This is a genomic window from Klebsiella sp. HC6 (assembly GCF_022605325.1).
GTDB classification, from domain to species: Bacteria; Pseudomonadota; Gammaproteobacteria; order Enterobacterales; family Enterobacteriaceae; genus Klebsiella; species Klebsiella terrigena.
Genome location: NZ_CP093276.1, coordinates 1,195,108 through 1,216,752 on the forward strand (window position 1 = coordinate 1,195,108; position 21,645 = coordinate 1,216,752).

Annotated in this window: 21 protein-coding genes; 4 read left to right on the top strand and 17 right to left on the bottom strand. The window is 61.3% G+C overall.

The window, feature by feature from the left end:
• Position 1: 1 nt before the first annotated feature.
• Positions 2-889: a LysR family transcriptional regulator gene (locus MMW58_RS05790; RefSeq protein WP_241722892.1), complete on the top strand. Its 888-nt coding sequence runs from the start codon at positions 2-4 to the stop codon at positions 887-889.
• Positions 890-973: 84 nt separating this feature from the next.
• Here MMW58_RS05790 and mutS read toward each other — a convergent pair whose 3' ends face one another.
• The 6 genes from mutS to MMW58_RS05820 all read right to left on the bottom strand — a co-directional run bounded on the left by mutS (position 974) and on the right by MMW58_RS05820 (position 9,787).
• Entirely contained in the window at positions 974-3,535 is a 2,562-nt protein-coding gene (gene mutS, locus MMW58_RS05795; protein ID WP_159236153.1) for a DNA mismatch repair protein MutS, read from the bottom strand.
• Between the two features lie 184 nt (positions 3,536-3,719).
• Positions 3,720-4,499 (bottom strand): heme ABC transporter ATP-binding protein, encoded by a 780-nt coding sequence (locus tag MMW58_RS05800; protein WP_241722893.1) that lies wholly within the window; start codon positions 4,497-4,499, stop codon positions 3,720-3,722.
• Positions 4,492-5,487 (bottom strand): FecCD family ABC transporter permease, encoded by a 996-nt coding sequence (locus MMW58_RS05805; protein ID WP_133600376.1) that lies wholly within the window; start codon positions 5,485-5,487, stop codon positions 4,492-4,494. Before MMW58_RS05805 ends, MMW58_RS05800 begins: the two co-directional genes overlap by 8 nt.
• Positions 5,487-6,305 (bottom strand): heme/hemin ABC transporter substrate-binding protein, encoded by an 819-nt coding sequence (locus MMW58_RS05810; protein ID WP_241722894.1) that lies wholly within the window; start codon positions 6,303-6,305, stop codon positions 5,487-5,489. The genes MMW58_RS05805 and MMW58_RS05810 overlap by 1 nt, the downstream gene beginning before the upstream one ends.
• Positions 6,302-7,342: a hemin-degrading factor gene (locus tag MMW58_RS05815; protein WP_241722895.1), complete on the bottom strand. Its 1,041-nt coding sequence runs from the start codon at positions 7,340-7,342 to the stop codon at positions 6,302-6,304. The genes MMW58_RS05810 and MMW58_RS05815 overlap by 4 nt, the downstream gene beginning before the upstream one ends.
• A 72-nt stretch (positions 7,343-7,414) precedes the next feature.
• Positions 7,415-9,787, bottom strand: coding sequence for a TonB-dependent receptor domain-containing protein (locus MMW58_RS05820; RefSeq protein ID WP_241722896.1), 2,373 nt, complete (start codon positions 9,785-9,787; stop codon positions 7,415-7,417).
• 241 nt (positions 9,788-10,028) lie between these two features.
• Here MMW58_RS05820 and MMW58_RS05825 point away from each other — a divergent pair, with 241 nt between their 5' ends.
• Positions 10,029-10,310 (top strand): Rdx family protein, encoded by a 282-nt coding sequence (locus MMW58_RS05825; protein WP_133600372.1) that lies wholly within the window; start codon positions 10,029-10,031, stop codon positions 10,308-10,310.
• 76 nt (positions 10,311-10,386) lie between these two features.
• On the top strand, positions 10,387-10,731 hold the full coding sequence (locus MMW58_RS05830) for a nitrous oxide-stimulated promoter family protein (protein ID WP_095098513.1): 345 nt from the start codon (positions 10,387-10,389) through the stop codon (positions 10,729-10,731).
• A gap of 24 nt (positions 10,732-10,755) precedes the next feature.
• Here MMW58_RS05830 and sitD read toward each other — a convergent pair whose 3' ends face one another.
• From sitD to hypA, 11 genes are all read right to left on the bottom strand, one after another.
• The gene (gene sitD, locus MMW58_RS05835) at positions 10,756-11,610 is read right to left on the bottom strand and encodes an iron/manganese ABC transporter permease subunit SitD (RefSeq protein WP_133600371.1); all 855 of its coding nucleotides are present in this window, start codon (positions 11,608-11,610) and stop codon (positions 10,756-10,758) included.
• On the bottom strand, positions 11,604-12,452 hold the full coding sequence (gene sitC, locus MMW58_RS05840) for an iron/manganese ABC transporter permease subunit SitC (RefSeq protein ID WP_133600370.1): 849 nt from the start codon (positions 12,450-12,452) through the stop codon (positions 11,604-11,606). Before sitC ends, sitD begins: the two co-directional genes overlap by 7 nt.
• Positions 12,449-13,270 (bottom strand): manganese/iron ABC transporter ATP-binding protein, encoded by an 822-nt coding sequence (locus MMW58_RS05845; RefSeq protein ID WP_241722897.1) that lies wholly within the window; start codon positions 13,268-13,270, stop codon positions 12,449-12,451. The genes sitC and MMW58_RS05845 overlap by 4 nt, the downstream gene beginning before the upstream one ends.
• A complete protein-coding gene (locus tag MMW58_RS05850; protein ID WP_095098502.1) occupies positions 13,267-14,184 on the bottom strand; it encodes a metal ABC transporter substrate-binding protein in 918 nt (305 codons plus the stop codon). Before MMW58_RS05850 ends, MMW58_RS05845 begins: the two co-directional genes overlap by 4 nt.
• A 220-nt stretch (positions 14,185-14,404) precedes the next feature.
• Positions 14,405-14,833, bottom strand: a complete 429-nt coding sequence (locus tag MMW58_RS05855) for a TOBE domain-containing protein (RefSeq protein WP_095098499.1) — start codon at positions 14,831-14,833, stop codon at positions 14,405-14,407.
• Between the two features lie 36 nt (positions 14,834-14,869).
• On the bottom strand, positions 14,870-16,942 hold the full coding sequence (flhA, locus tag MMW58_RS05860; RefSeq protein WP_241722898.1) for a formate hydrogenlyase transcriptional activator FlhA: 2,073 nt from the start codon (positions 16,940-16,942) through the stop codon (positions 14,870-14,872).
• A 257-nt stretch (positions 16,943-17,199) separates the two neighbouring features.
• The gene (gene hypE, locus MMW58_RS05865) at positions 17,200-18,210 is read right to left on the bottom strand and encodes a hydrogenase expression/formation protein HypE (RefSeq protein ID WP_159236145.1); all 1,011 of its coding nucleotides are present in this window, start codon (positions 18,208-18,210) and stop codon (positions 17,200-17,202) included.
• On the bottom strand, positions 18,207-19,328 hold the full coding sequence (gene hypD, locus MMW58_RS05870) for a hydrogenase formation protein HypD (protein WP_241722899.1): 1,122 nt from the start codon (positions 19,326-19,328) through the stop codon (positions 18,207-18,209). Before hypD ends, hypE begins: the two co-directional genes overlap by 4 nt.
• Positions 19,328-19,600 (bottom strand): HypC/HybG/HupF family hydrogenase formation chaperone, encoded by a 273-nt coding sequence (locus tag MMW58_RS05875; protein WP_095098487.1) that lies wholly within the window; start codon positions 19,598-19,600, stop codon positions 19,328-19,330. The genes hypD and MMW58_RS05875 overlap by 1 nt, the downstream gene beginning before the upstream one ends.
• Positions 19,591-20,463 (bottom strand): hydrogenase nickel incorporation protein HypB, encoded by an 873-nt coding sequence (hypB, locus tag MMW58_RS05880; RefSeq protein ID WP_241722900.1) that lies wholly within the window; start codon positions 20,461-20,463, stop codon positions 19,591-19,593. Before hypB ends, MMW58_RS05875 begins: the two co-directional genes overlap by 10 nt.
• An 87-nt stretch (positions 20,464-20,550) precedes the next feature.
• Positions 20,551-20,901, bottom strand: a complete 351-nt coding sequence (gene hypA, locus MMW58_RS05885; RefSeq protein WP_241722901.1) for a hydrogenase maturation nickel metallochaperone HypA — start codon at positions 20,899-20,901, stop codon at positions 20,551-20,553.
• Positions 20,902-21,115: 214 nt separating this feature from the next.
• On the opposite strand from hypA, the gene hycA reads away from it, so the two are divergent.
• The gene (hycA, locus tag MMW58_RS05890; RefSeq protein ID WP_095098478.1) at positions 21,116-21,565 is read left to right on the top strand and encodes a formate hydrogenlyase regulator HycA; all 450 of its coding nucleotides are present in this window, start codon (positions 21,116-21,118) and stop codon (positions 21,563-21,565) included.
• Positions 21,566-21,645: the final 80 nt, after the last annotated feature.

The window sequence follows — 21,645 nt, forward strand, 5'->3', positions numbered from 1 at the left end:
CATGCTGAATCTGCAACGTATGGCGATGTTTGTGGCGGTGGTGGACTGCGGAAGTTTTACCGCGGCGGCGGTCGCCCTGGCCCAGACCAAGGCGGTGGTGAGCTTTAACGTGCGGCAGCTGGAGAGCGAGCTTGGCGTGACGCTGCTTTTACGCTCCACGCGGCGGCTGACCCTGACGGACGCGGGGACGGTGTTCTATCAGCGCGGCGTCGGGCTGCTGAAGGCGGCGGAAAATCTCCAGGATGAGGTGCGGGCCAGCCACGCCGGGTTGAGCGGCGAGCTGCGCATCACCACCACTCCGGAGTACGGGACGCGGGCGATCGTTCCCGCCCTGGCCGAATTTAGCCAGCTGCATCCGGCGCTGCGCGTGCGCCACGTTTCATCCTCGCACCACGCCGATTTAATCTCCGAACGCTTTGATGTCGCCATTCGTCTCGGGACGCTGGCGGACTCGCGCTACCGCGCGGCGCTGATCTCGCGTTTCGCGATCCTGCCCGTTGCCGCACCCGCGTGGCTGGCGCAGCATCCGCTGACAACCCTTGAAGAGCTGGCCCAGGCCGAGTGGATTATTCACGAGCGTCTGCAAACCCCGCTGCGCTGGCAGCTCAGCGGTCGGGATCGCAAGGCTATCGACTTTGAAATTAAAAAGCCCCCGCGCCTGTCGGCGGATAGCGCCAGTGCGCTAATGGCCTTCGCCCTGGCAGGCAGCGGCGTGGCGCTGCTGCCGGAGTGGCTGGTGGCCTCAGCGCTGGCTCAGGGGCGTTTGGTTCATCTGCTGCCGGAGCTCAGCTTTCCGCCGCAGGGAGTCTATGCGGTCTACCCGGACGCGCGGCACGTGCCGACCCGGGTGCGGGCGTTTATCGATTTTTTACGTCAGCGGGCGGGGTAACATACCGGTTTCTGCGGCCATTTCTGCGGTTCACTCCCGGGCGAAGCATTGCCGCCCGGGAGTGACGTTCAGAGGATAAGAGGATTACGCCAGGCTTTTAAGCCGATAGATCCACTCCAGCGCCTGACGCGGCGTCAGCGTATCGGGGTCAAGATGCTCCAGCGCTTCGAGAGCCGGGGAGGTCTCTTCCGGAGCCGACAGCAGCGACATCTGCGTACCGTCAACCTGGGTCGCCGCGGCGTTGGGCGAAATGCTCTCGAGCTCGCGCAGCTTCTGCCGCGCGCGCTTGATCACCTCTTTCGGCACCCCCGCCAGCGCTGCGACCGCCAGGCCGTAGCTTTTGCTCGCCGCGCCGTCCTGAACGCTGTGCATAAAGGCGATGGTGTCGCCGTGCTCCAGCGCGTCCAGATGGACGTTAGCCACTCCTTCCATTTTCTCCGGCAGCTGGGTGAGCTCGAAGTAGTGGGTGGCAAACAGGGTCAGCGCTTTTATCTTATTCGCCAGGCTCTCGGCGCAGGCCCACGCCAGCGACAGGCCGTCGTAGGTTGAGGTGCCGCGGCCAATTTCGTCCATCAGCACCAGGCTGTGCTCGGTGGCGTTATGCAGAATATTGGCGGTTTCGGTCATCTCGACCATAAAGGTTGAGCGGCCGCTTGCCAGATCGTCCGCCGCGCCGACGCGGGTGAAGATGCGGTCGATAGGGCCGATGTCGACCTTTTGCGCCGGAACGTAGCTGCCGATCCAGGCCAGCAGCGCAATCAGCGCGGTCTGGCGCATATAGGTACTTTTACCGCCCATATTCGGACCGGTAATAATCAGCATCCGCCGCTGCGGCGACAGGGTGAGCGGGTTGGCGATAAACGGCTCTTTTAGCACCTGCTCTACCACCGGATGGCGGCCTTCGACAATGCGGATGCCCGGCTTATCGCTAAAGGTCGGGCAGCAGTAGTTAAGGGTTTCGGCCCGTTCGGCGAGGTTAATCAGCACGTCCAGCTCCGCCAGCGCGCTCGCGCTCTGCAGCAGGTCGGCAAGATGCGGCAACAGCATATCAAACAGGCGGTCGTAGAGCTGTTTCTCCAGCGCCAGCGCCTTGCCCTTCGAGGTCAGCACCTTATCTTCATACTCCTTGAGCTCAGGAATAATGTAGCGCTCGGCGTTTTTTAGCGTCTGGCGACGCACGTAGTGAATCGGCGCGTGCTGGCTCTGGCCGCGGCTGATCTGGATGTAGTAGCCGTGGACCGCGTTGTAGCCCACTTTAAGCGTATCCAGCCCCAGCCGTTCGCGTTCGCGAACCTCCAGCTTATCGAGATAGTCCGTGGCGCCATCGGCCAGCGCACGCCACTCGTCGAGCTCTTCGTTATAGCCCGGGGCAATCACGCCGCCGTCGCGCACCAGCACCGGAGGCGCGTCGATAATGGCCTTTTCCAGCAGCTCGCGCAGCTCGGCGAACTCGCCCATTTTATCGCGCAGCTGCTGCACCGGGGCGCAGGGGACGTCGGCCAGCATGTCGCGCAGCGCCGGCAGCTGCTGGAAGGCGTGACGCATGCGGGCTAAATCGCGCGGCCGCGCGGTGCGCAGCGCCAGGCGCGCCAGAATACGTTCGAGATCGCCGACCTGACGCAGCACCGGCTGCAGTTCGCTGTAGCGCTCCTGCAGGGCGCCGATGGTCTGCTGGCGCTCGATCAGCACCTCGCTGTTGCGGATTGGCATATGCAGCCAGCGCTTAAGCATCCGGCTGCCCATCGGGGTGACGGTGCAGTCGAGTACCGAGGCGAGGGTATTGTCGGTGCCGCCGGCCAGGTTCTGGGTGATCTCGAGGTTACGGCGGGTGGCGGCATCCATAATGATGCTGTCCTGCTCGCGCTCCATGGTAATCGAGCGGATATGCGGCAGGGAGGTGCGCTGGGTATCCTTGACGTACTGCAGCAGGCAGCCCGCCGCGCACAGGCCGCGCGGGGCGTTTTCGACCCCGAAGCCCACCAGGTCGCGGGTGCCAAACTGTAAATTCAGCTGCTGGCGCGCGGTGTCTATTTCAAATTCCCACAGCGGACGGCGGCGCAGGCCGCGGCGGCCTTCAATCAGCGCCGCTTCGGCAAAATCTTCGGCATACAGCAGCTCTGCCGGGTTGGTGCGCTGCAGCTCCGCCGCCATGGTTTCGCGATCCGCCGGCTCGCTGAGGCGAAAACGCCCGGAGCTGATATCCAGCGTCGCATAGCCGAAGCCCTTGCTGTCCTGCCAGATGGCGGCCAGCAGATTATCCTGACGCTCCTGCAGCAGCGCTTCATCGCTGATGGTGCCGGGCGTGACGATGCGCACGACCTTCCGTTCGACCGGTCCTTTGGTGGTGGCCGGATCGCCAATCTGTTCGCAAATCGCCACCGACTCGCCCTGATTCACCAGCTTCGCGAGGTAGTTTTCCACCGCATGGTGCGGGATCCCGGCCATCGGGATCGGCTCGCCCGCCGAGGCGCCGCGTTTGGTCAGCGAGATATCAAGCAGCTGCGAGGCGCGTTTAGCGTCGTCATAGAACAGCTCGTAAAAGTCGCCCATGCGGTAGAACAGCAGGATCTCCGGATGCTGCGCTTTCAGCTTCAGATACTGCTGCATCATCGGGGTGTGGGCGTCGAGATTGTCGATTGTACTCATAGAAAGTTATCCAGCTCCCTGGGTTTTAATGGGTTGCGATCTTTTTTGTTTTCGTTGGTATCACATGGGAGAGACATCATAACGGAGATACGACTTTCAGGGAAAGTGACGAAACAAGATGTAGCGATCCGCGTTCCAGTTGCTAAAGCGGGTAGCGCGGACGAGCGCGCTACCCACGGCGGAATTATGGCGCCAGATAGACCTGGGGGATCGGGTGATCGGGGTGCTGGCCGGTGCGCACGTCGGCGCCGTACCAGCGGCTGATGATCGGCTGCTGTATCACCTCATGCGGCGTGCCTTCCGCCACCAGCTTTCCCTGATGCATCAGCAGGATATGGTCGGCCCACAGCGCGGCGAGGTTAAGATCGTGCAGCACGATGCAGACGTGCAGCAGGCCGCTGCGGGTCAGCCGTTTCAGCAGGCGCAGCAGGTGCTGCTGATAGTAAAGATCCAGCGCCGAGGTCGGCTCATCAAGAAACAGCCAGCCCTGCGGAGCGTCGTCGTGCCACAGCTGGGCGAGACAGCGGGCCAGCTGCACCCGCTGCTGCTCGCCGCCGGAGAGCGAAGGGTAGCGCCTGCCGGCCAGATGGTCGCAGCCGGTCTCCGCCATCACCCTGCGGACCGCCTGGAGGTCCGGGGTTTTGCCCCACGGGGAGCGTCCCATAGCGATCACCGTCTCAACGGGCCAGTCGGCGTGAAGCTGGGTACGCTGCAGCATCACCGCCCGACGGCGGGAGAGCGCCTCCGGCGTCCAGCTTTCCAGCGGTCGGCCCTCTACGCGCCGTTCGCCGCTGTCCGGGGTTAAAAAGCCGGTCAGCAGGCGGAGCAGAGTCGATTTGCCCGCGCCGTTCGGGCCAATCAGCGCCGTCATTCCGGCCGCGCTCAGCTGGAGAGAAATGTCGTCAATCAGCAGGCGTTGGCCGACGCGCAGCGACAGCGAGCGGGCGATATAGCTGTTATCCATTGATCGTCCTTTGCTGGCGGAAAATAAGCCATAAAAACCACGGGGCGCCGAGCATGCTGGTCAGCAGGCCGACCGGCATTTCGGCGGGCGCGGCGACGGTGCGGGCGAGGGTATCGGCGAGGAGCAGTAAAATCGCGCCGGCGAGCAGCGAGCCGGGGACCAGGCCGCGATGGTCCGGCCCCAGCCACATCCGCATCAGATGCGGAACCACCAGGCCAATAAAGCCGATCACTCCGCTGATGGCGACCGATGCCGCCACCAGCAGCGCGCTGCACAGCAGCAGAAGCCGCTGCAGCGCCCGGACGTTGACCCCGAGATAGTGCGCTTCCTCATCGCCAAGCTGCAGCAGATTGAGGCGCGATGCCATCAGCCATACCGCCGCTGACGCCGGGACCATCAGCGTGGCCGCCACCAGCAGCGTAGACCACTCCGCCTGGCCGAGGCTGCCCATCCCCCACAGGGAGAGCTGGCGCAGTTGGGTATCGTTGCTTATCCACGCCAGCGCGCCCACCAGCGCGCTGCACAGCGCGTTGATGGCAATCCCCACCAGCAGCAGGCGCGACAGCGAGCCGTCGCCGGCCCGGCTGAGGATAAAAATCACCACCATCACCGCCATGCTGCCGATAAAGGCCGCCAGCATCGGCGCATACAGCGCCACCAGTACCGGCACCGACAGCGGCAGCACCAGCCAGCAGGCCACCGCCAGCGCCGCGCCGCTGCTGATCCCCAGCAGGCCCGGGTCGGCGAGCGGGTTGCGAAACAGCCCCTGCATCACGCAGCCGGAGAGCGCCAGCGCGGCGCCGACCAGCAGCGCCAGCAGCACGCGGGGCAGACGGATCGTCAGCCAGATATGGCGCAGCACCTCATCTCCTGACGGCCACAGGCTGGCGAGCGGCAGACGCATCGCCCCGAGGGTGGTGGCGAACAGCGTCAGCCCAGCCAGCAGCAACAGCATTAGCCACAGAGTACGGGCGGGAGCGGCACGCATCAGGGCAGCTGCTCCGCTTTTTGCCGCAGCGTGATGACCGCCTGCGGCGTGCGTGGGCCAAACCCGAGCAGCGCCATATCGTCAATCACCAGCACCTGCTTATGGCGGCCCGCCGGGGTTTGCGCCAGGCCGGGGAGTTTCCACAGTCCCGCTTCGCCCCCCATGCCCTTAAGCCCGTCGGCGGAGATGACCACCAGGTCCGGCAGGCTGGCGACCACGCCCTCCTGGGACATGCTGCGGTAGTGGTCGAAGCCCTGCATCGCGTTCTGCAGGCCGGCGGCGCGGATCGCGCCATCGGCCGCCGTCTGCTTCCCGGCAACCAGCGTGTTCATCCCGCCGTGGCTGAGAATAAACAGCACCCGCTTGTTAAGGGGCTGGGTGGGGATCTGCGCGATCTGCTGGTGCAGCTTCTGCAGCAGCGCATCGCCCTGTTCCTGTTTGCCTAAGGCATCGGCAATCGTGGCGACCTTTTTATCAATTGACGCCAGGCTGTAGCCCCCCGGTACGTCAATAACCTTCACGCTGCTTTCCTGCACCTTTTTTAGCACCAGCGAAGGCTGGGCCTGGGCGCTGGCCAGCACGAGGGTCGGACGCAGCGAGAGGATCCCTTCGGCGTTGAGCTGGCGCAGATAGCCCACGTCCGGCAGCGACTGCGCCTCGGCGGGCCAGGTGCTGGTGCTGTCCTTGGCGACCAGCTGCTGCTGGGCATTGAGAGCGTAAACCACTTCGGTGACGTCGCCGCCGAGAGAGATGATGCGTTCGGCGGCGGCGCTGGCAAACAGCGGCAAGACCGTCAGCAGTACGAGCCAGCGTTTCATGCGGTCTGTCCTTCCGTCGTCAGACGGTCAACCTGGCTGCGCCACTGCTCCTGCTCCGGGTGGCCTTCGCTGCGCTGGCCGAAGAGCTGGGCGATCTGCGTGCCGTCTTTGGCGAACAGCTCGACGCTGGTAACGTGACCGTCAGCGGTCGGCTTGCGGGTCACCCAAACCTCGTCAACGCTGTCTTCGCGCAGGTGCAGCGTAAAGGTGCTGTTGAAAATATTGAGCCAGCCGCGCATCGGCAGCAGCTTTTCGATCGCGCCGGTAAAAATTTGCACGCAGCCGCGGTTGCCGACGAAAATCATAATTTCGTTGCCCTCTTCGCGGACGGTGCCCAGCAGGCGCGGCAGGGCATCGTTTTCAATGCGGCAGGCGAGGTCGTCGCTCACCGCCCGGAAAGCCTGCTGGCGCGACAGGTTATGCTTTCTCAGCAGGACGAAGAACTGGTGCACGTCGGTCATCGCGCGCCACTCGCTCTCCAGCGCGGCGCCGTCGACGGTATCTGCATATTTTGCTGCCTCGACCGGACGGATCGCCAGCGGCGTCGGCGCGTTCTGGGTGTGCTCAGCAATCAGCGCGTCCCAGGCGGCCATATCGGTTTGTTCGGTGGCGTAGACCTTCAGCAGCGCGTCGCCGTGATGATCGAAGAACTGAATGCTCTGGCGATCGTTGTCGGTCAGGTGGAACGCGCTGGCCCACTGGCTGAGAAACAGGCGCAGGTCGAGAGCCCGCGGGTTGAGCACCAGCCCGGCGTGGCCGTTGAGGTGCTGGTGGGTAAATTCGCCGACCTGCTCGTGGACCGCGTATTCGTTGCGGCAGATACACTTCGTTTCGCCGACGGCTTCCAGCGCGGCCAGGATAGCGCGCGCGTCGTCCTGCAGGCGCACGGCATCGTAGCCGAGGCGGGCTTCGGTCAGTTCGGCTTCGCTAATCCCCATTTCGGCGGCGATATCGCGGGCGTATTTGGCGGAGGATTGCGCTTTAGTGGTCAGATAGCGCTGCCACAGCGGGGCAGGTTGATGTTGAGCGTCTCGCATAATTCACATCCTTCTCTACGATGAGTATCCCCGGCACGATGGCCGGGGGCAGGTTTCTTATTATTGGATCTATCAAAAATCGACGTTCACGCCCAGCTGCCAGGTACGGCCAGGCATCGTCGCCAGCGCTTTGTCATTGGCATCCTGGTTGGTCGATGTCTCGATATTACGGCTACTCAGGTAATCCCAGTATTTACGATCGGTAATGTTGTAAACCCCGCCGTTCAGGCGCACGTTCTTCGCCACCTGCCAGTAAGCGGTCCAGTCGAGCATGCCGTAGCCAGGCACGCGCATATATTCGCTGGTGGAATCGGTGATCGCCGAGCCGGTGTTGGTATAGCTTTCGCGGTTGGTGGTGCTGGCGCGTTTACCCTTAACAAAGGTCGCGGTCAGCGCGGTACCGTACACTTTTGCCGGGTCGTCCCAGGCCACGCCGACGATAGCCTTCATTGGCGCGACGCTATCGAGGTCGACGTACTTGTCGCCGTTATAGCTGGACTTCGATTTCCCTTCGCTATAGCCGTAGGCAAGGGTGGCGCTCAGGCCGTTAACCTCTTCAAACCAGGTGCCAAAGTTAAATTTGGCGCTGATTTCGCCGCCGTAGATATAGGCCTTATCGCGGTTTTCCGCCTGATAAATGGTATAGATATTCGACGGTACGTTGGTGAATTGGTCCGGGTTGCCGGAGCGCGTGTAGCGGCTATAGGCGATAAAGTTTTTATAGCTGTTGTAGAACAGCGCGGTACGCATGGTGATGCCTTCCGTCACCTCGCCCTTCATCCCCCACTCGAAGTTATCGCTGGTTTCGGTTTTCAGATCGGTATTGCCGATCAGCGCGTACTGCGCCCGTCCGGCATAGCTGGAGCCGAGGTTCCATGAGCCGTACAGCTGGCTGGCGTTCGGGAACTGCGCGCCGCGCTGGTACTGCAGGTAGGTCATCAGGCGCGGAGTCATATCGTACTGCAGGGTCAGCGACGGCAGCGCCTGGGTATCGGAGTTCTTACCGTACAGCGTCGAGACGGCGGAGCCGGTCAGCACGCTGCTGTTGGTGGTCAGATCCGAGAGGTTCTCAGGTTTGGTCGATTGGTGCACTACGCGAATGCCCGGGATCACGGCGAAGTTATGGCTGTCGAGATCGAAGTTAATCTTATCCTGCACGAAGCCGGCGATGACGTAGCCGCGGCTATCCGCTTCCGGCTGCATGATCGCGCTGTAGACGCTCGGTACCGGCGACTGGCTGAACGGACGCTGGGTTTTGGTGGTGCTGGCGTTGAGGCCACCGCTCAGGTCATGACGGCCCACGGATTTGGCCAGCGCGGTCTGGAACCCCCAGGTGTCGGTGTCAAAGTTCGAGTTCACGGTCTCCATGGAGAGGGCGGTGCTATCCGGCATCCAGGTCCAGTCGTGGGCCTCGGTATGCTGGTAGTAGACCTTAGTCGACACGCTATCGATATAGTCGTTCATCGGCGTCCAGTCGTCTTTCAGGCTCAGCCCCCAGCGGCGCGTCTGGCTGGTCTGGTTGGCGGTACCGATAACGCTGCCGCCGCTGGAGTCCCAGGCGTCGTAGTGCGTATGGTTGGTTTTATGGTAGTAATCAAAGGTGCCGGTCAGCTTATGCTCTTCATTTGGCTGCCAGATCCCGGAGGTCATGAAGGCGTCGGAGTGCCAGTTAGCCGGATATGAATCGACGGTTCCGCTGTTATTTTCCGTTTCCTGGCCGTCGCGACGGCTGTAGACGAAGATCCCGCGCAGGGTCTCGTCGCCGCCGGCGATGGTGACGCCGTTGTGCCAGCTGCGGTCGGCGGAGTCGTAGCCGCTCTGGTAGCCGAAGGCGCTGGTTTTGCCAGGACGCAGGTAGTCATCGGCAGATTTCGGACGGAAAGAGACGTTACCGCCGATGGAGCTGTTGGCCGTTTCGCTGGAGGTGGCGCCGGACTGAATATTGATGCTGCCGTACATGTACGGGTCAATGTAGTCGCGGCCGATGCCGAAGGTGTTGAGGCCCGCTCGGCTGACGTAACTGCGTCCGGTGGCGTTTGGCTGGGCGATGCCGTCGACGTCGATCCCGACGCGGTTGCTCTCCATGCCGCGAATGTTGTAGCCGGTGTAGCCGCCGCGGTCGAAGCCGCTTTTACCGTTGCCCGAACCGCCGCTGGCGCCGGTGGCGCCAATCAGCGGCTCATAGCGCATGATGGAGCCAAAATCTTTCGCGCCTTTATCCTGCAGATCCTGAGCGCTAATGGTGTGTTCGCTGCCTGCTTTCAGCTCGGGCGCGGGTGCGGTCACGGTCATCAGCTCCGAACTATCATCGGATGATGCATCGCTGGTGAGATTTTTATTGGTGCTGTCAGCCGCCCCGGCGGAGGTCTGATAAATTGCTGCGAGCAAAGAAGTCACCAGCAGGCTTTTTTTAAACCATGCTGTTGATTGAGTGGATTTGTACATAGTAGCCACGCCTTGATAATTATTAGTATCGGCTCACGCGTTACTTCCAGATTTGTCGATTCACCCCGTTATTTCCCTGCGCTGGCGAATTCATTCCCTGTAATTTTGCGAATACTAATGATAAGTATTACCATTTGCAACTAATTCATTATATCTCCACATTTTATTCATAAAGTTGCTTACAATTCGGCTTAACGATTAACGAACCTGATCATTCGGGTGGAAACTATTGAGGATAACAATGACTAAGCGCGCCATTACCATCACCTACTGCTCCCAGTGCAACTGGATGCTGCGTGCCAGCTGGATGGCGCAGGAGCTGCTGCACACCTTCAGCACCGACATCGGCTCGGTCACGCTGGTTCCGGGAACCGGGGGAATATTCACCATCACCGTAGACGATGTGCAAATCTGGGATCGCAAACAGGACGACGGTTTCCCCGATGCGGCGGAGCTTAAGCGTCGGGTACGCGACGTCTGCTTCCCGGAAAAACCGCTGGGGCACGTGGATAAGCCGGCCTAATCCTCAGGGAGTAACCGGCTGCACCGCGCCGCCTTAAGGTGTATTATAGGTGCATCTTTGTTGCCGGGGGCAGGCTATGGCGGGTAAACGTATCGATCGCGAAAAAGAGACCATCAGCAGGATGATTTCGCTCTATCGGCGCCGCTGCCCGGAGGCTACAGGCGACGCGGAGCACTATCAGGCGCTCAATGCCTATGCCGACAAGCGGCTGGATAAATGCGTGTTTGGTGAAGAAAAGCCGGCCTGCAAGCAGTGCCCGGTGCACTGCTATCAGCCGGCAAAACGCGAAGAGATGAAGCAGATCATGCGCTGGGCGGGGCCGCGAATGCTCTGGCGCCACCCGATATTAACCATTCGTCATCTGATTGATGACCGGCGCCCGGTACCCGAGCTGCCGGAAAAATACCGGCCAAAAAAATAGCCGGCGCTTTTCCGGGCCCTGGCGCTATCCGCGGCCCTCGACCTCTGCGGAGTCGGCCTGCGTCCGGCTATCGCGCATCGAAGTATAAACGAACGTAATGATGAACAGCGCGGTGAACAGCACCACGATGGTGGGTGCCGGGGCGCTATCGAGATAAAACGACAGCCAAACGCCGCCCAGCGAACAGCTCACGGCGAGCGCCACCGCCAGCAGCAGCGCGCTGATAAAGCGCCGCGTCAGCAGCAGCGCGATAGCGCCCGGCGCTATCAGCAGCGAAATCGACAGAATAATCCCCACCGCTTTCAGCGTCGCGACGATCGTCAGCGCAATCATACACAGCAGCCCGTAGTGCAGCAGCCCGCAGCGTAAACCGCTGGCCTTGGCCTGATGCGGGTCGAAGGCGTGCAGCAGAAAATCGCGCCACTTCAGCCCAATAATCAGCGCAATAGCCAAGGCGATCAGAGACGTTTGCGCGATATCGCTCGCGGAGATGCCCAGCATATCGCCGAACAGAATATGGTCGAGATGAATCTCGGACTGAATGGCGACGTATAGCACCAGTCCTGCACCAAACATGCCGGAAAAGACGATCCCCATGATCGTGTCGCGCTTGATGCGGCTATTGTCATCAAGATAGCCGGTGGCAATGGCGCAGAACAGCCCGGCAATAAAGGCGCCGATGGCGAATGGAATGCCGACGATGTACGCCACCACCACCCCCGGAAACACCGCGTGGCTCATGGCATCGCCCATCAGCGCCCAGCCTTTAAGCACCAAAAACACCGACAGCAGGGCGCAGGGGACGGCAACGATAGCCGCCACCAGCATGGCGTTAATCATAAAAGAGAACTGGAAGGGTTCGAGCAGAGCGGTCAGCATGAGGCCTCCCTGGCGCGACGGCGGCTGGCAAGCAGGCCGTGCTTTGGCGCGAAGATAAATGCCGCCAGAAACAGCAGCGTTTGGGCCACCACGATAATGCCGCCGGTGGCGCCGTCCAGATAGTAGCTCAGCCAGGCGCCGAAGAAGCTGGTCAGGCTGCCGATGGCGACGGCAATCGCCAGCAGGCGCGGAAAGCGGTCGGTGAGCAGCCAGGCGGTGGCGCCGGGGGTGACCACCAGGCAAATCACCAGAAACGCGCCCACGGTTTGCAGCGCCGCAACGGTACAGGCCGCCAGCAGGGTGAAGAACAGCAGCTTGAGTCCGGTGGTGTTCAGGCCGATGGAGCGAGCGTGGCTTTCATCGAAAAAGGTCACCATCAGATCTTTCCATTTCAGCAGCAGGATGATTATCGAAATAAAGCCAATCGCCGCCAGCTGGATAATATCCTCCGGGGCAATCGCCAGAATATTGCCAAGGATAATGGTCTGAATATTTACCGAGGTCGGGTTGAGCGACACCATAAACAGCCCGATACCGAAGAAGGAGGAGAAAATCAGCCCGATAATGGCATCCTCCTTGAGCTTTGAGCGCTGGTTGAGAAACAGCATGCTGCCCGCCGCCAGCCCGCCGGAGAGAAAGGCGCCCAGCGCAAAGGGCAGGCCGAGCATATAGGCTCCCGCCACGCCGGGGACGATCGAGTGGGAAAGGGCATCGCCAATCAGCGACCAGCCTTTAAGCATCAGGTAGCACGAGAGAAATGCGCACACGCCGCCGACCAGCGCGGAGACCCACATCGCGTTCAGCATATACTGATAGCCAAACGGCTCGATCAGCCAGTTCATCCTTCGCCTCCCGTCGCCCGGCGGCTGATAAACGGCCGTTCATCGTCGGTAATGATGCGATCCTCGCCGCCTTTCAGCACCACGTGGCGCAGCACGCCGCTAAAGGCAAGCTCCAGATTCTCGGCGGTAAAGGTGGTCTCGGTCGGGCCGCTCGCGAGAACGGTGCCTTTGACCATCACGGTGTAGTCGCAAAACTCGCTGACCGAACCGAGATTGTGGGTTGAGACCAGCATGGTGCAGCCTTCATCGCGCAGCTCCCGCAGCAGGGCGATGATCCGCGCTTCGGTCTGCACGTCGACGCCGGTAAAGGGTTCATCCAGCAGGATCACCTTGCCCTGCTGGGCGATGGCTCTGGCAAGGAATACGCGCTTCTTCTGCCCGCCGGAGAGTTCGCCGATCTGCCGCTGGCGGTATTCGCTCATCCCTACGCGCGCCAGCGCCGCGTCAACGATCTCGTGGTCGCGAGCCTTTGCCCGCCGCAGCCAGCCCATATGGCCGTAGCGTCCCATCATCACTACGTCCTCCACCAGCACCGGGAACGACCAGTCGACCTCTTCGGACTGTGGGACGTAGGCCACCAGATTTTGCCGCAGCGCCTGGTTGACCGGCCGGCCGAGAATCGCAATCTCGCCGCGCGCCAGGCGCACGAAGCCCATCAGCGCTTTAAACAGGGTCGATTTCCCCGAGCCGTTGACGCCAACCAGCGCGGCAATCGAACCCTGCGGGATGCTGAAGGAGGCATCCCGCAGCGCGGTATGGCCGTTGCGGTAGGTTACGCTGACCCGATCGATGACCAGCCCCACCGTCCCTGCGCTCATGGCTGTTTCCTCAGGCCATCATTGATGCCCTGGACGATGGTTTGCGTGGTCACCCGCAGCAGATCGAGATAGGTCGGTACCGGGCCGTCGGCGGTGCTCAGGGAGTCAACGTAGAGCACGCCGCCGTAGTGGGCGCCGGCTTCGCGCGCGACCTGGCGCGCCGGCTTATCGGAGATGGTGCTTTCGCTGAAGATGGTCGGGATATGCTCTTTTTTCATGGTGTCGATGGTTTTACGCACCTGCTGCGGCGTGCCCTGCTGGTCGGCGTTAATCGGCCATAAATAGCGCTCCTGCAGGCCGTTATCGCGGGCGAGGTAGGAGAATGCGCCTTCGCTGGTGACCAGCCAGCGCTTATCCTCCGGCAGTTTCGCCAGCTGCGCTTTCAGCGGCGCCATGGTCTGGCGGATTTTTTCCTTGTAGGCCTCAGCGTTGCGGCGATAGACGTCGGCGTTGTCCGGATCGTATTTCACCAGCGCGTCGCGGATGTTATCGACGTAGATTAAGGCGTTGTCCGCCGACATCCACGCATGCGGGTTGGGCTTGCCGTTATAGGGGCCGTCGCTGATGCCCATCGGCTGAATACCGTTGCTGACCACCACTTCCGGCACGCCGTTTAAATGCTGGTAGAAGCGGGCGAACCACAGTTCGAGATTCAGACCGTTGGCGAGAATGAGCTGCGCTCCCTGGGCGCGCTTGATATCACCGGGCGTGGGCTGATACTCATGGATCTCGGCCCCCGGTTTGGTAATTGAACTCACCTCGGCGGCATCGCCGGCCACGTTCTGCGCCATATCGGCGATCACCGTAAAGGTGGTGATGACCTTAAATTTATCTTTCGCCTGCGCGGGGGCGACGGCGAGGATCGCCAGAGTAGCGGCAAACATCAGGTGTTTCAGCGGTGGCAGGTGCAGCATAGGTTCCCTCACAACGTTGCGATTAATTAATCATCATTTATAGCCTGTGCTATGTTATATAGCACAAGCTATTGCTAAATGAAAATGATTATTATTTAGGTGATAGGGTAATAATGAGCGTGGGAAGGATAGATCGGTGCAGCGCCGCCGATTAGCGGGCGTTCTTAATGAATAACGCCGCTTCACGCAACGTAGAGTGAAGCGGCGCTTTGAGTCTGACTCAGGCGCGGGTTGCGAGGAGGATCGCCGATGCTTTGATCAGCGCAATCACGCGGCTGCCCTGCGCGAGCTTCATTTCCTGCTGGCTTTCGTTGGTGACGACAGCGACAATCTCAAAACCCGCATCGGTTTTAATATGTACGGTGTCGTTGACCGCGCCTTCCGTTACGCGGGTCACGCTGCCGGCAAACTGGTTGCGTGCGGAGAACTTCAGGCCGCAGTCTTCGGTCGCGAGGGTGACCCACGGCGCTTTAATTAGCGCAATGGCCTCTTTTCCTGCGACCAGGCCCAGCGCTTCCTTGCTGCTGTGGGTGACAATTGCCACCAGCTTTGCGCCGCCCGCGAGGGTTAATTCAACCTCATCGTTAACTGCGCCCGTGGCTACCGCGCTGACCGTGCCGGTGAGCTGATTACGTGCTGATACCGCCATAGAATCTCCTTGTACCTGGTTGAGTGCGTGTCGGACCTATACTAGCTCATCTTTGGTAATGCCCAATCTTTTCATCCGCGACAGCAGGGTCGTGCGCTTTAGGCCAAGACGCTGGGCGGCGCCTTTGGGGCCGGCAACCACGCCGTTGCTCTCTTTCAGCACGCGGACGATAAGCTGATACTCGTCTTCGCCCTCCTGCGGCAGAATTTCTGCCGCCATCGGTTCTGGATCGCAGTTCAGCTCGGGCATGGATAGCTGCAGCACGCTGCCGCGGGTCAGCAGCACCGCGCGCTCAATGACGTTTTCCAGCTCGCGGACGTTGCCCGGCCACTCCATGCGGCTTAGGGTGCGCAGGGTTTCAGCCGGAATGCTGTCGATATTGCGCCCAAGACGGCGGGCAATTTTAAAGGTGAAGGCTTTGACCAGCAGCGGAATATCATCCGGACGTTCGCGCAGCGGCGGGATATGGATCGGGAAAACGTTGAGCCGGTAGTAGAGATCGCTGCGGAACTCGCGATCGGCGACCATCTGCTTGAGATCGCGGTTGGTCGCGGCGATCAGCCGCACGTCGGTGCGGATCAGCTTATTGCTGCCGAGGCGCTCAAACTCCTGCTCCTGCAGCACGCGCAGCAGCTTCGGCTGGAGCTCAACCGGCATATCGCCGACCTCATCGAGAAACAGCGAGCTTTTGTCCGCCAGCTCAAAACGACCGATACGCTGGGCGCTGGCGCCGGTAAAGGCCCCGCGCTCGTGGCCGAAGAGGTCGCTTTCCAGCAGCCCGGCGGGCATCGCCGCGCAGTTCATTTTCACCATTCGCCGGGCGTTGCGGCCGCTGAGGTTATGGATCGCGCGGGCAATCAGCTCTTTACCGGTGCCGGTTTCGCCGAGGATCAGCACGGTGCTGTCGCTGTGCGCCACCATTTCGACCTGCTTGAGCACGCTGTGCATCGCTTCGCTGCGGCCGATTATCTCGCCAAACTCGCTCTCGACGTTGTTCAACTGCTCGGTCAGCGCGAGGTTCTCATCAACCAGCCGCTCTTTCAGGCGCTGGATCTCGCGATACGCCAGCGCGTTATCGACGGCGATTGATACGCGCTCGGCAATCTGGCGCAGCAGCTTGAGGTTGGTGGTGGTGAAGACCTTCTCATCGCACTGCGCCAGCTTCAGGACCCCAAGCAGGGTATTGCCGGACATCAGCGGCAGCAGGCACAGGGTCTGAATCTGGTTACCCCACATCTCGAAGAGCATTTTTTCGTACGGCGCCAGGGAGTCGTGTTCGTGCAAATTGAGCAGCAGCATCTCTTTGCTTTTAAACACCCGCTCGGTCAGCGTTCCGGCCTCGTTGACCTCGCTTTGGTCGTGCACCGGATGGCTGGCGTCGAGGTAGTGGGTCGAGTAGATATTCAGCTTGCCTTTGCGGCCGCTGCGCAGCACCACGCTAATGGCGTCGATGCGGAAATAGCGGTGGATCTCTTTGGCGACCTCGCTGACCAGCTCATCGATATCCAGCCGGGAGAGCACGGCGTTGGTGATGGCAACCAGAATGCGGAAGTTATCGCGCTCGTGGCACAGCAGATCGTAATCAACGTTATTGCTGACCCGGCTCTGGATCTGCTCGGTGACCACGGCGACGATCTGCGTGAAGGTGTGCAGGCGCTGATACTCTTTTTCCGTCCACGGACGGGCATCGTTGCGGATAAACTCGCAGCCGCCGAAGATGCGGCCTTCTGCCGCCAGCGGCAGCAGGCAGTAATGGCCGAACGACGGGTAGAGGCTGCTATCGGCCAGCTGCGGCCAGGCTTCGACAAAGGTGGCGCGGTCGCAGTGCAGCGCGTCGGGGCGCGAGAGCAGGCGCCGCACCGGCCCGTGGGCCAGCACGGTTTCATCTTCGTAGCTCACCGGCAGGCCCGCTTCGTCGCAGGCGTATCTGGCCGCGCGGTGGTTGCCGGCGTTCCAGAGAATAATAGCGGCGCGATCCGCCAGCGCAGATTGCCGGACCAGACGCGTCAGCGTTTCGCTCAGCGCGGCCAGATCGGGCTGCTGTAATAAAACACGGGTGATGTCGAACAGACCCTGCTGCCCGAAATCGCCCAACGGTGTATACGACATTGCTTACGTCCAAAAAGCGCCGACAAAGCAGCGCATAAGAAAGTGATGACATAAATATACCCGTCATACTTCAAGTTGCATTTGCGTGGGTTGCGTTCAGTCACCTGAATCACTTACCTGAGTAAGCTCATCGGGATCCCCTCGCTTGCCGCCTTCCTGCAACTCGAATTATTTAGGATGTAATAGTATGTTAATAAAGCATTTTTGCGCCAGTCGGGCGCTTTCCGCCGCAACGCTACCCCGGAGGCCAGAGGCGACTAGCAAATTCGCGGCAGCGGCTCGGCGTGAGGAAGATCGAGGGTGCGTTTCACGCCGTACAGGCCGACGGACCGCACGCCGCTGCGCTCAACCACTTCGCCGACTATCGCCGCGCGGCGGCCGAGCGGGTGCGCCCGCAGCCGGGTCAGCGCCGCTTCCGCCGCATCGCGAGCGACGGCGATAACCAGCTTGCCTTCATTGGCAAAGTTGAGGGCATCGAGCCCAAGCAGTTCGCAAACGCCGCGTACGGTATCGTTGACCGGCAGCTCTCGTTCGTGCAGCTCAATCCCGCAGCCGCTGGCCGCGGCAAATTCATGGGCCACCGCGTTAACGCCGCCGCGGGTGGCATCGCGCAGCGCTTTCACGCCGGGAAGGTCGCGCAGCGTCTGAATCAGCGGCGTTAATACCGCACAGTCGCTGGAGAGCGCGCCGTCCAGCCCGAGCCCTTCGCGCAAATTCAGAATGGTGGCCCCGTGATCTCCCAGCGTGCCGCTGACCAGCAGCACGTCGCCGGGCGTAATCTGCCGTGCTCCCCAGCGGATCTCGGGAGGAATCGCGCCAATCCCGGCGGTATTGATAAACAGCTTATCCGCCGCCCCGCGCGGCACGACTTTGGTATCACCGGTGACGATAGCGATATCCGCCGCCTGAGCGGTCTGCGCCATGCTGTTCACCACCTTCTCAAGGGTGGCTATCTCCAGCCCCTCTTCGAGGATAAAACCGCATGAGAGGTAGCGCGGCAGAGCGCCGCTTACCGCCACGTCGTTAGCGGTGCCGCATACCGCCAGCTTGCCGATATCGCCGCCGGGAAAAAACAGCGGATCGATAACGTAGCCGTCGGTGGAGAAGGCGAGGCGATCCCCCTGGGCGGCAAGCTGCGCCAGGTCAAGCCGCGCCTGATCCTCCTGCTCCGCCAGCCACGGATTGGCGAAGGCCTGCATAAACAGGGAGGCGATCAGCTGCTGCATCGCCTGACCGCCGCTACCGTGGGCTAACTGGATGCTTTTCATGCTTCGTTTTCCTGACTGCGATATTGATACCAGGCGGCGCAGGCGCCTTCTGATGAGACCATCAGCGCGCCGAACGCGCTTTGCGGATTACAGACCTGCCCGAATAACGGGCACTGATGCGGTTTGCAGCGGCCGGTCAGCACCTCGCCGCAGCGGGCTCGCGGGTCGTCACAAACGCGCTGGGGCGCCGGGCGAAAATGGGCTTCGGCGTCGAAACGCTGATACTCAGGCGTCAGCCCTACGCCGGAATCGCTGATGACCCCAAGCCCGCGCCATTCGCTGTCGCCGGAGAGACAGAACACGTCGGCAATCGCCTGCTGCGCCAGCGGATTACCTGCATCGGGTACCACGCGACGATACTGGTTCTCGACCCGGCTGCACCGCGCTATTGTCTGCTCAACCAGCATCACCGCGCCTTGCAGTAGATCAAGAGGTTCGAATCCAGCAACCACTAAAGGCCGGCGGTAGTCGCTGGCGATAAACCCATAGGCTTCGGTACCAATGACCATGCTGACGTGACCGGGGGCGAGGAAGGCGTCGATACCGTTGTCCGGAGTATCGAGCAGGCTGCGCAGGGTCGGGAGCAGGGTAATGTGCTGGCAGAAAAAGAAGAAGTTATCGACGCCGCGGTCGCGCGCCTGGCGTAGGGTCAGCGCGGTGGCGGGCATGGTCGTTTCAAAGCCCAGCCCGAAGAACACCACCTCGCGGTCGGGGTTTTGCTGCGCCAGCTTCAGGGCATCGACCGGCGAATAGACGATGCGCACGTCGGCTCCGCGCGATTTTGCCTGCAGCAAGGAGCCGTTTTTCCCCGGTACGCGCATCGCGTCGCCGAAGGTGCAGAAAATGACGCCCGGGCGGCCGGCAATTTCAATGCAGGCGTCAATGCGGCCCATCGGCAGGACGCAGACCGGGCACCCGGGGCCGTGGATAAATTCAATATTTTCCGGCAGCAGCTGGTCGAGGCCGAATTTAAAGATGGCGTGGGTATGACCGCCGCAAACCTCCATAATCCGCAGCGGACGGGCGGCGGTATGCGGTAGCAGGCGAGCGCGCTCCCGCAGGCGATCCACCAGCTGCAGCACCTGCTCCGGCGCGCGGTATTCATCAACGAAACGCATTATCGCTCCTCGCCGAACAGCAGGGCGCCGACGTCCGGCTCGACCTCAAACATATTTTGCAGCGCCGCGAGGGTATCGCGGGCTTCGGCTTCATTAATGATGCTCATGGCGAAGCCGACGTGCACCAGCACCCACTGGCCGAGCCGCGGCCGGCCCTGCTCATCGACGGCGCCCACCAGCGTTAAGTCGACCTCGCGCTGGATGCCGCAGATCTCGACCCTGGCCTGGTTGCCTTCAATGGCGCAAATTTGTCCCGGGACGCCTATGCACATTGCTGCGCCTCCAGCCAGTTAAGCCACTGCTCCATGCCCTCTCCGCTGGTGGCGGAAAGCAGGATGATTTCAATATCAGGGTTTACCTCCCGCGCGCAGGCGAGGCACTGCTCAACGTCAAAATTGAGGTACGGCAGGAGATCGATTTTGTTCAGCAGCATCAGGCTGGCGGCGGCGAACATATGCGGGTACTTCAGGGGCTTGTCTTCACCTTCGGTCACCGACAGGACCGCGACCTTGTGCCGCTCGCCGAGATCGAAGCCCGCCGGGCATACCAGGTTGCCGACGTTTTCAATAAACAGGATGCCGCTATCGGCAAGTTCCAGGCGTGGGGCGGCCTCGGCGATCATCTGCGCGTCGAGGTGACAGCCCTTGCCGGTGTTGACCTGAATGGCCGGCGTGCCGGTGGCGCGGATGCGCGCCGCATCGTTGACCGTTTGCTGGTCGCCTTCAATCACCGCGCAGGCGGTTTTCGCCTTCAGGCGCAGCAGGGTTTCGGTCAGCAGGGTGGTTTTGCCGGACCCGGGGCTGGAGACCAGGTTCAGCACCAGCTGGCCTTTGGCCGCAAAGCGGGCGCGGTTGCGGGCGGCCAGACGGTTGTTCTTCTCCAGCACGTCAATTTCAACGTCCAGCATTTTACGCTGGCTAATGCCCGGCGCATGGGTACCCGCCTCGCCGTGGCCGTAGTGCAGGTCGCCCTCAGCGGAGCGGCTGGGGATAAAGCCGTCGGTTTTGACGCCGGTAATGGTCATCGGCCGGCGCGTAGCCGGCGCGAAGGGGGCGCTGCGAAACGCCGAGTGGGGGTTACGTTCGTCACCTTCTATATAAAGGTTGCCTTCTCCACAGCCGCAGGTGGTACACATAATTTTACTCCTGGTCTATCCCGTCATACTGCGCGTTGTTTCTCTGCTGGCGGCGCTCGCGCGCCTGCCGCCGCGATCCCAGGCGCACTATGCGGGGATCACTTCTATTCTCTGAATCTGTAAGCCATCGTCCGCCACGATCTGCAGCCTGTCGCTCTGGCACTGCGGGCAGCGCCGCACGTGCTGAGAGATCAGGCGCACGTACTGCTGGCAGGACTCACACCAGCATTCGGCCTGCTGTTCGGCGATATGCAGCTCGCAGCCTTCGGCCAGCGTGCCGCGGCACACCAGTTCAAAGCAGAAGGTCAGCGCGCTGGCCTCCACGCAGGAAAAGGCCCCGACCTTGAGCCACACGCCGGTGACCCGACGCGCGCCGGCCTGCTGCGCCTGCTGTTCAATAATTTCCAACGCCCGCTGGCTAAGCGTGATTTCGTGCATGGTGGCCTCCACATCGCCGCAATGGGCCATATATGCAATAACGATGCCAGGGCATCGGTACTGTCGGAGAAACTGTCGATGACGATGGCCTGATGACGTCGTCGACATGTCGCTGAAGGCCCCGGCCTTTATTAATTTCAATAAATATCAATAAGATAAAATTTGGCATAGAAAATGCTAGTGCAGTGCATCTCATGCAACCGGGAGATCCGAGATGACTATTTGGGAAATAAGTGAAAAGGCGGACTACATCGCCGATCGTCACCGCCAGCATCAGGAGCAGTGGCATACCTACTGCAACTCGTTGGTTCAGGGCATCACCTTGTCGAAGGCGCGCCTGCATCATGCGATGAGCTGCGCGCCGGACAAAGAGCTGTGCTTCGTGCTGTTCGGCCACTTTCAGGTTTTTGTCGCGCTGGCGGAAGGCTTTAACAACCACACCATCGAATACTACGTACAAAGCAAAAATGGCGAAGATAAGCGCTTGATCGCGCAGGCGACGCTGGCTTCTGACGGCACCATCGACGGGCGCATCAGCAACCGCTCCCGCGAGCAGGTGCTGGAGCATTATCTGGCGATCGTGGCGACCGTATACGACCGCCTGTACGACGCCATGGAACAGGACCAGCCGGTGGATTTAAGCCATCTGCAGCTGGACGACTAAGCGCAAGGTGTCGACGGGTGTCGAAAATGACATCTGCACCACCTGATTTCGTCAAAAATGACTTTCACCCGAGGAAGACC

Excerpts from the sequence above, each read along its gene's own strand:
- MMW58_RS05790 (WP_241722892.1), top strand. The coding sequence starts at position 2 with ATGCTGAATCTGCAACGTATGGCGATGTTTGTGGCGGTGGTGGACTGC.
- mutS (WP_159236153.1), bottom strand. The coding sequence starts at position 3,535 with ATGAGTACAATCGACAATCTCGACGCCCACACCCCGATGATGCAGCAG.
- MMW58_RS05800 (WP_241722893.1), bottom strand. The coding sequence starts at position 4,499 with ATGGATAACAGCTATATCGCCCGCTCGCTGTCGCTGCGCGTCGGCCAA.
- MMW58_RS05805 (WP_133600376.1), bottom strand. The coding sequence starts at position 5,487 with ATGCGTGCCGCTCCCGCCCGTACTCTGTGGCTAATGCTGTTGCTGCTG.
- MMW58_RS05810 (WP_241722894.1), bottom strand. The coding sequence starts at position 6,305 with ATGAAACGCTGGCTCGTACTGCTGACGGTCTTGCCGCTGTTTGCCAGC.
- MMW58_RS05815 (WP_241722895.1), bottom strand. The coding sequence starts at position 7,342 with ATGCGAGACGCTCAACATCAACCTGCCCCGCTGTGGCAGCGCTATCTG.
- MMW58_RS05820 (WP_241722896.1), bottom strand. The coding sequence starts at position 9,787 with ATGTACAAATCCACTCAATCAACAGCATGGTTTAAAAAAAGCCTGCTG.
- MMW58_RS05825 (WP_133600372.1), top strand. The coding sequence starts at position 10,029 with ATGACTAAGCGCGCCATTACCATCACCTACTGCTCCCAGTGCAACTGG.
- MMW58_RS05830 (WP_095098513.1), top strand. The coding sequence starts at position 10,387 with ATGGCGGGTAAACGTATCGATCGCGAAAAAGAGACCATCAGCAGGATG.
- sitD (WP_133600371.1), bottom strand. The coding sequence starts at position 11,610 with ATGCTGACCGCTCTGCTCGAACCCTTCCAGTTCTCTTTTATGATTAAC.
- sitC (WP_133600370.1), bottom strand. The coding sequence starts at position 12,452 with ATGAACTGGCTGATCGAGCCGTTTGGCTATCAGTATATGCTGAACGCG.
- MMW58_RS05845 (WP_241722897.1), bottom strand. The coding sequence starts at position 13,270 with ATGAGCGCAGGGACGGTGGGGCTGGTCATCGATCGGGTCAGCGTAACC.
- MMW58_RS05850 (WP_095098502.1), bottom strand. The coding sequence starts at position 14,184 with ATGCTGCACCTGCCACCGCTGAAACACCTGATGTTTGCCGCTACTCTG.
- MMW58_RS05855 (WP_095098499.1), bottom strand. The coding sequence starts at position 14,833 with ATGGCGGTATCAGCACGTAATCAGCTCACCGGCACGGTCAGCGCGGTA.
- flhA (WP_241722898.1), bottom strand. The coding sequence starts at position 16,942 with ATGTCGTATACACCGTTGGGCGATTTCGGGCAGCAGGGTCTGTTCGAC.
- hypE (WP_159236145.1), bottom strand. The coding sequence starts at position 18,210 with ATGAAAAGCATCCAGTTAGCCCACGGTAGCGGCGGTCAGGCGATGCAG.
- hypD (WP_241722899.1), bottom strand. The coding sequence starts at position 19,328 with ATGCGTTTCGTTGATGAATACCGCGCGCCGGAGCAGGTGCTGCAGCTG.
- MMW58_RS05875 (WP_095098487.1), bottom strand. The coding sequence starts at position 19,600 with ATGTGCATAGGCGTCCCGGGACAAATTTGCGCCATTGAAGGCAACCAG.
- hypB (WP_241722900.1), bottom strand. The coding sequence starts at position 20,463 with ATGTGTACCACCTGCGGCTGTGGAGAAGGCAACCTTTATATAGAAGGT.
- hypA (WP_241722901.1), bottom strand. The coding sequence starts at position 20,901 with ATGCACGAAATCACGCTTAGCCAGCGGGCGTTGGAAATTATTGAACAG.
- hycA (WP_095098478.1), top strand. The coding sequence starts at position 21,116 with ATGACTATTTGGGAAATAAGTGAAAAGGCGGACTACATCGCCGATCGT.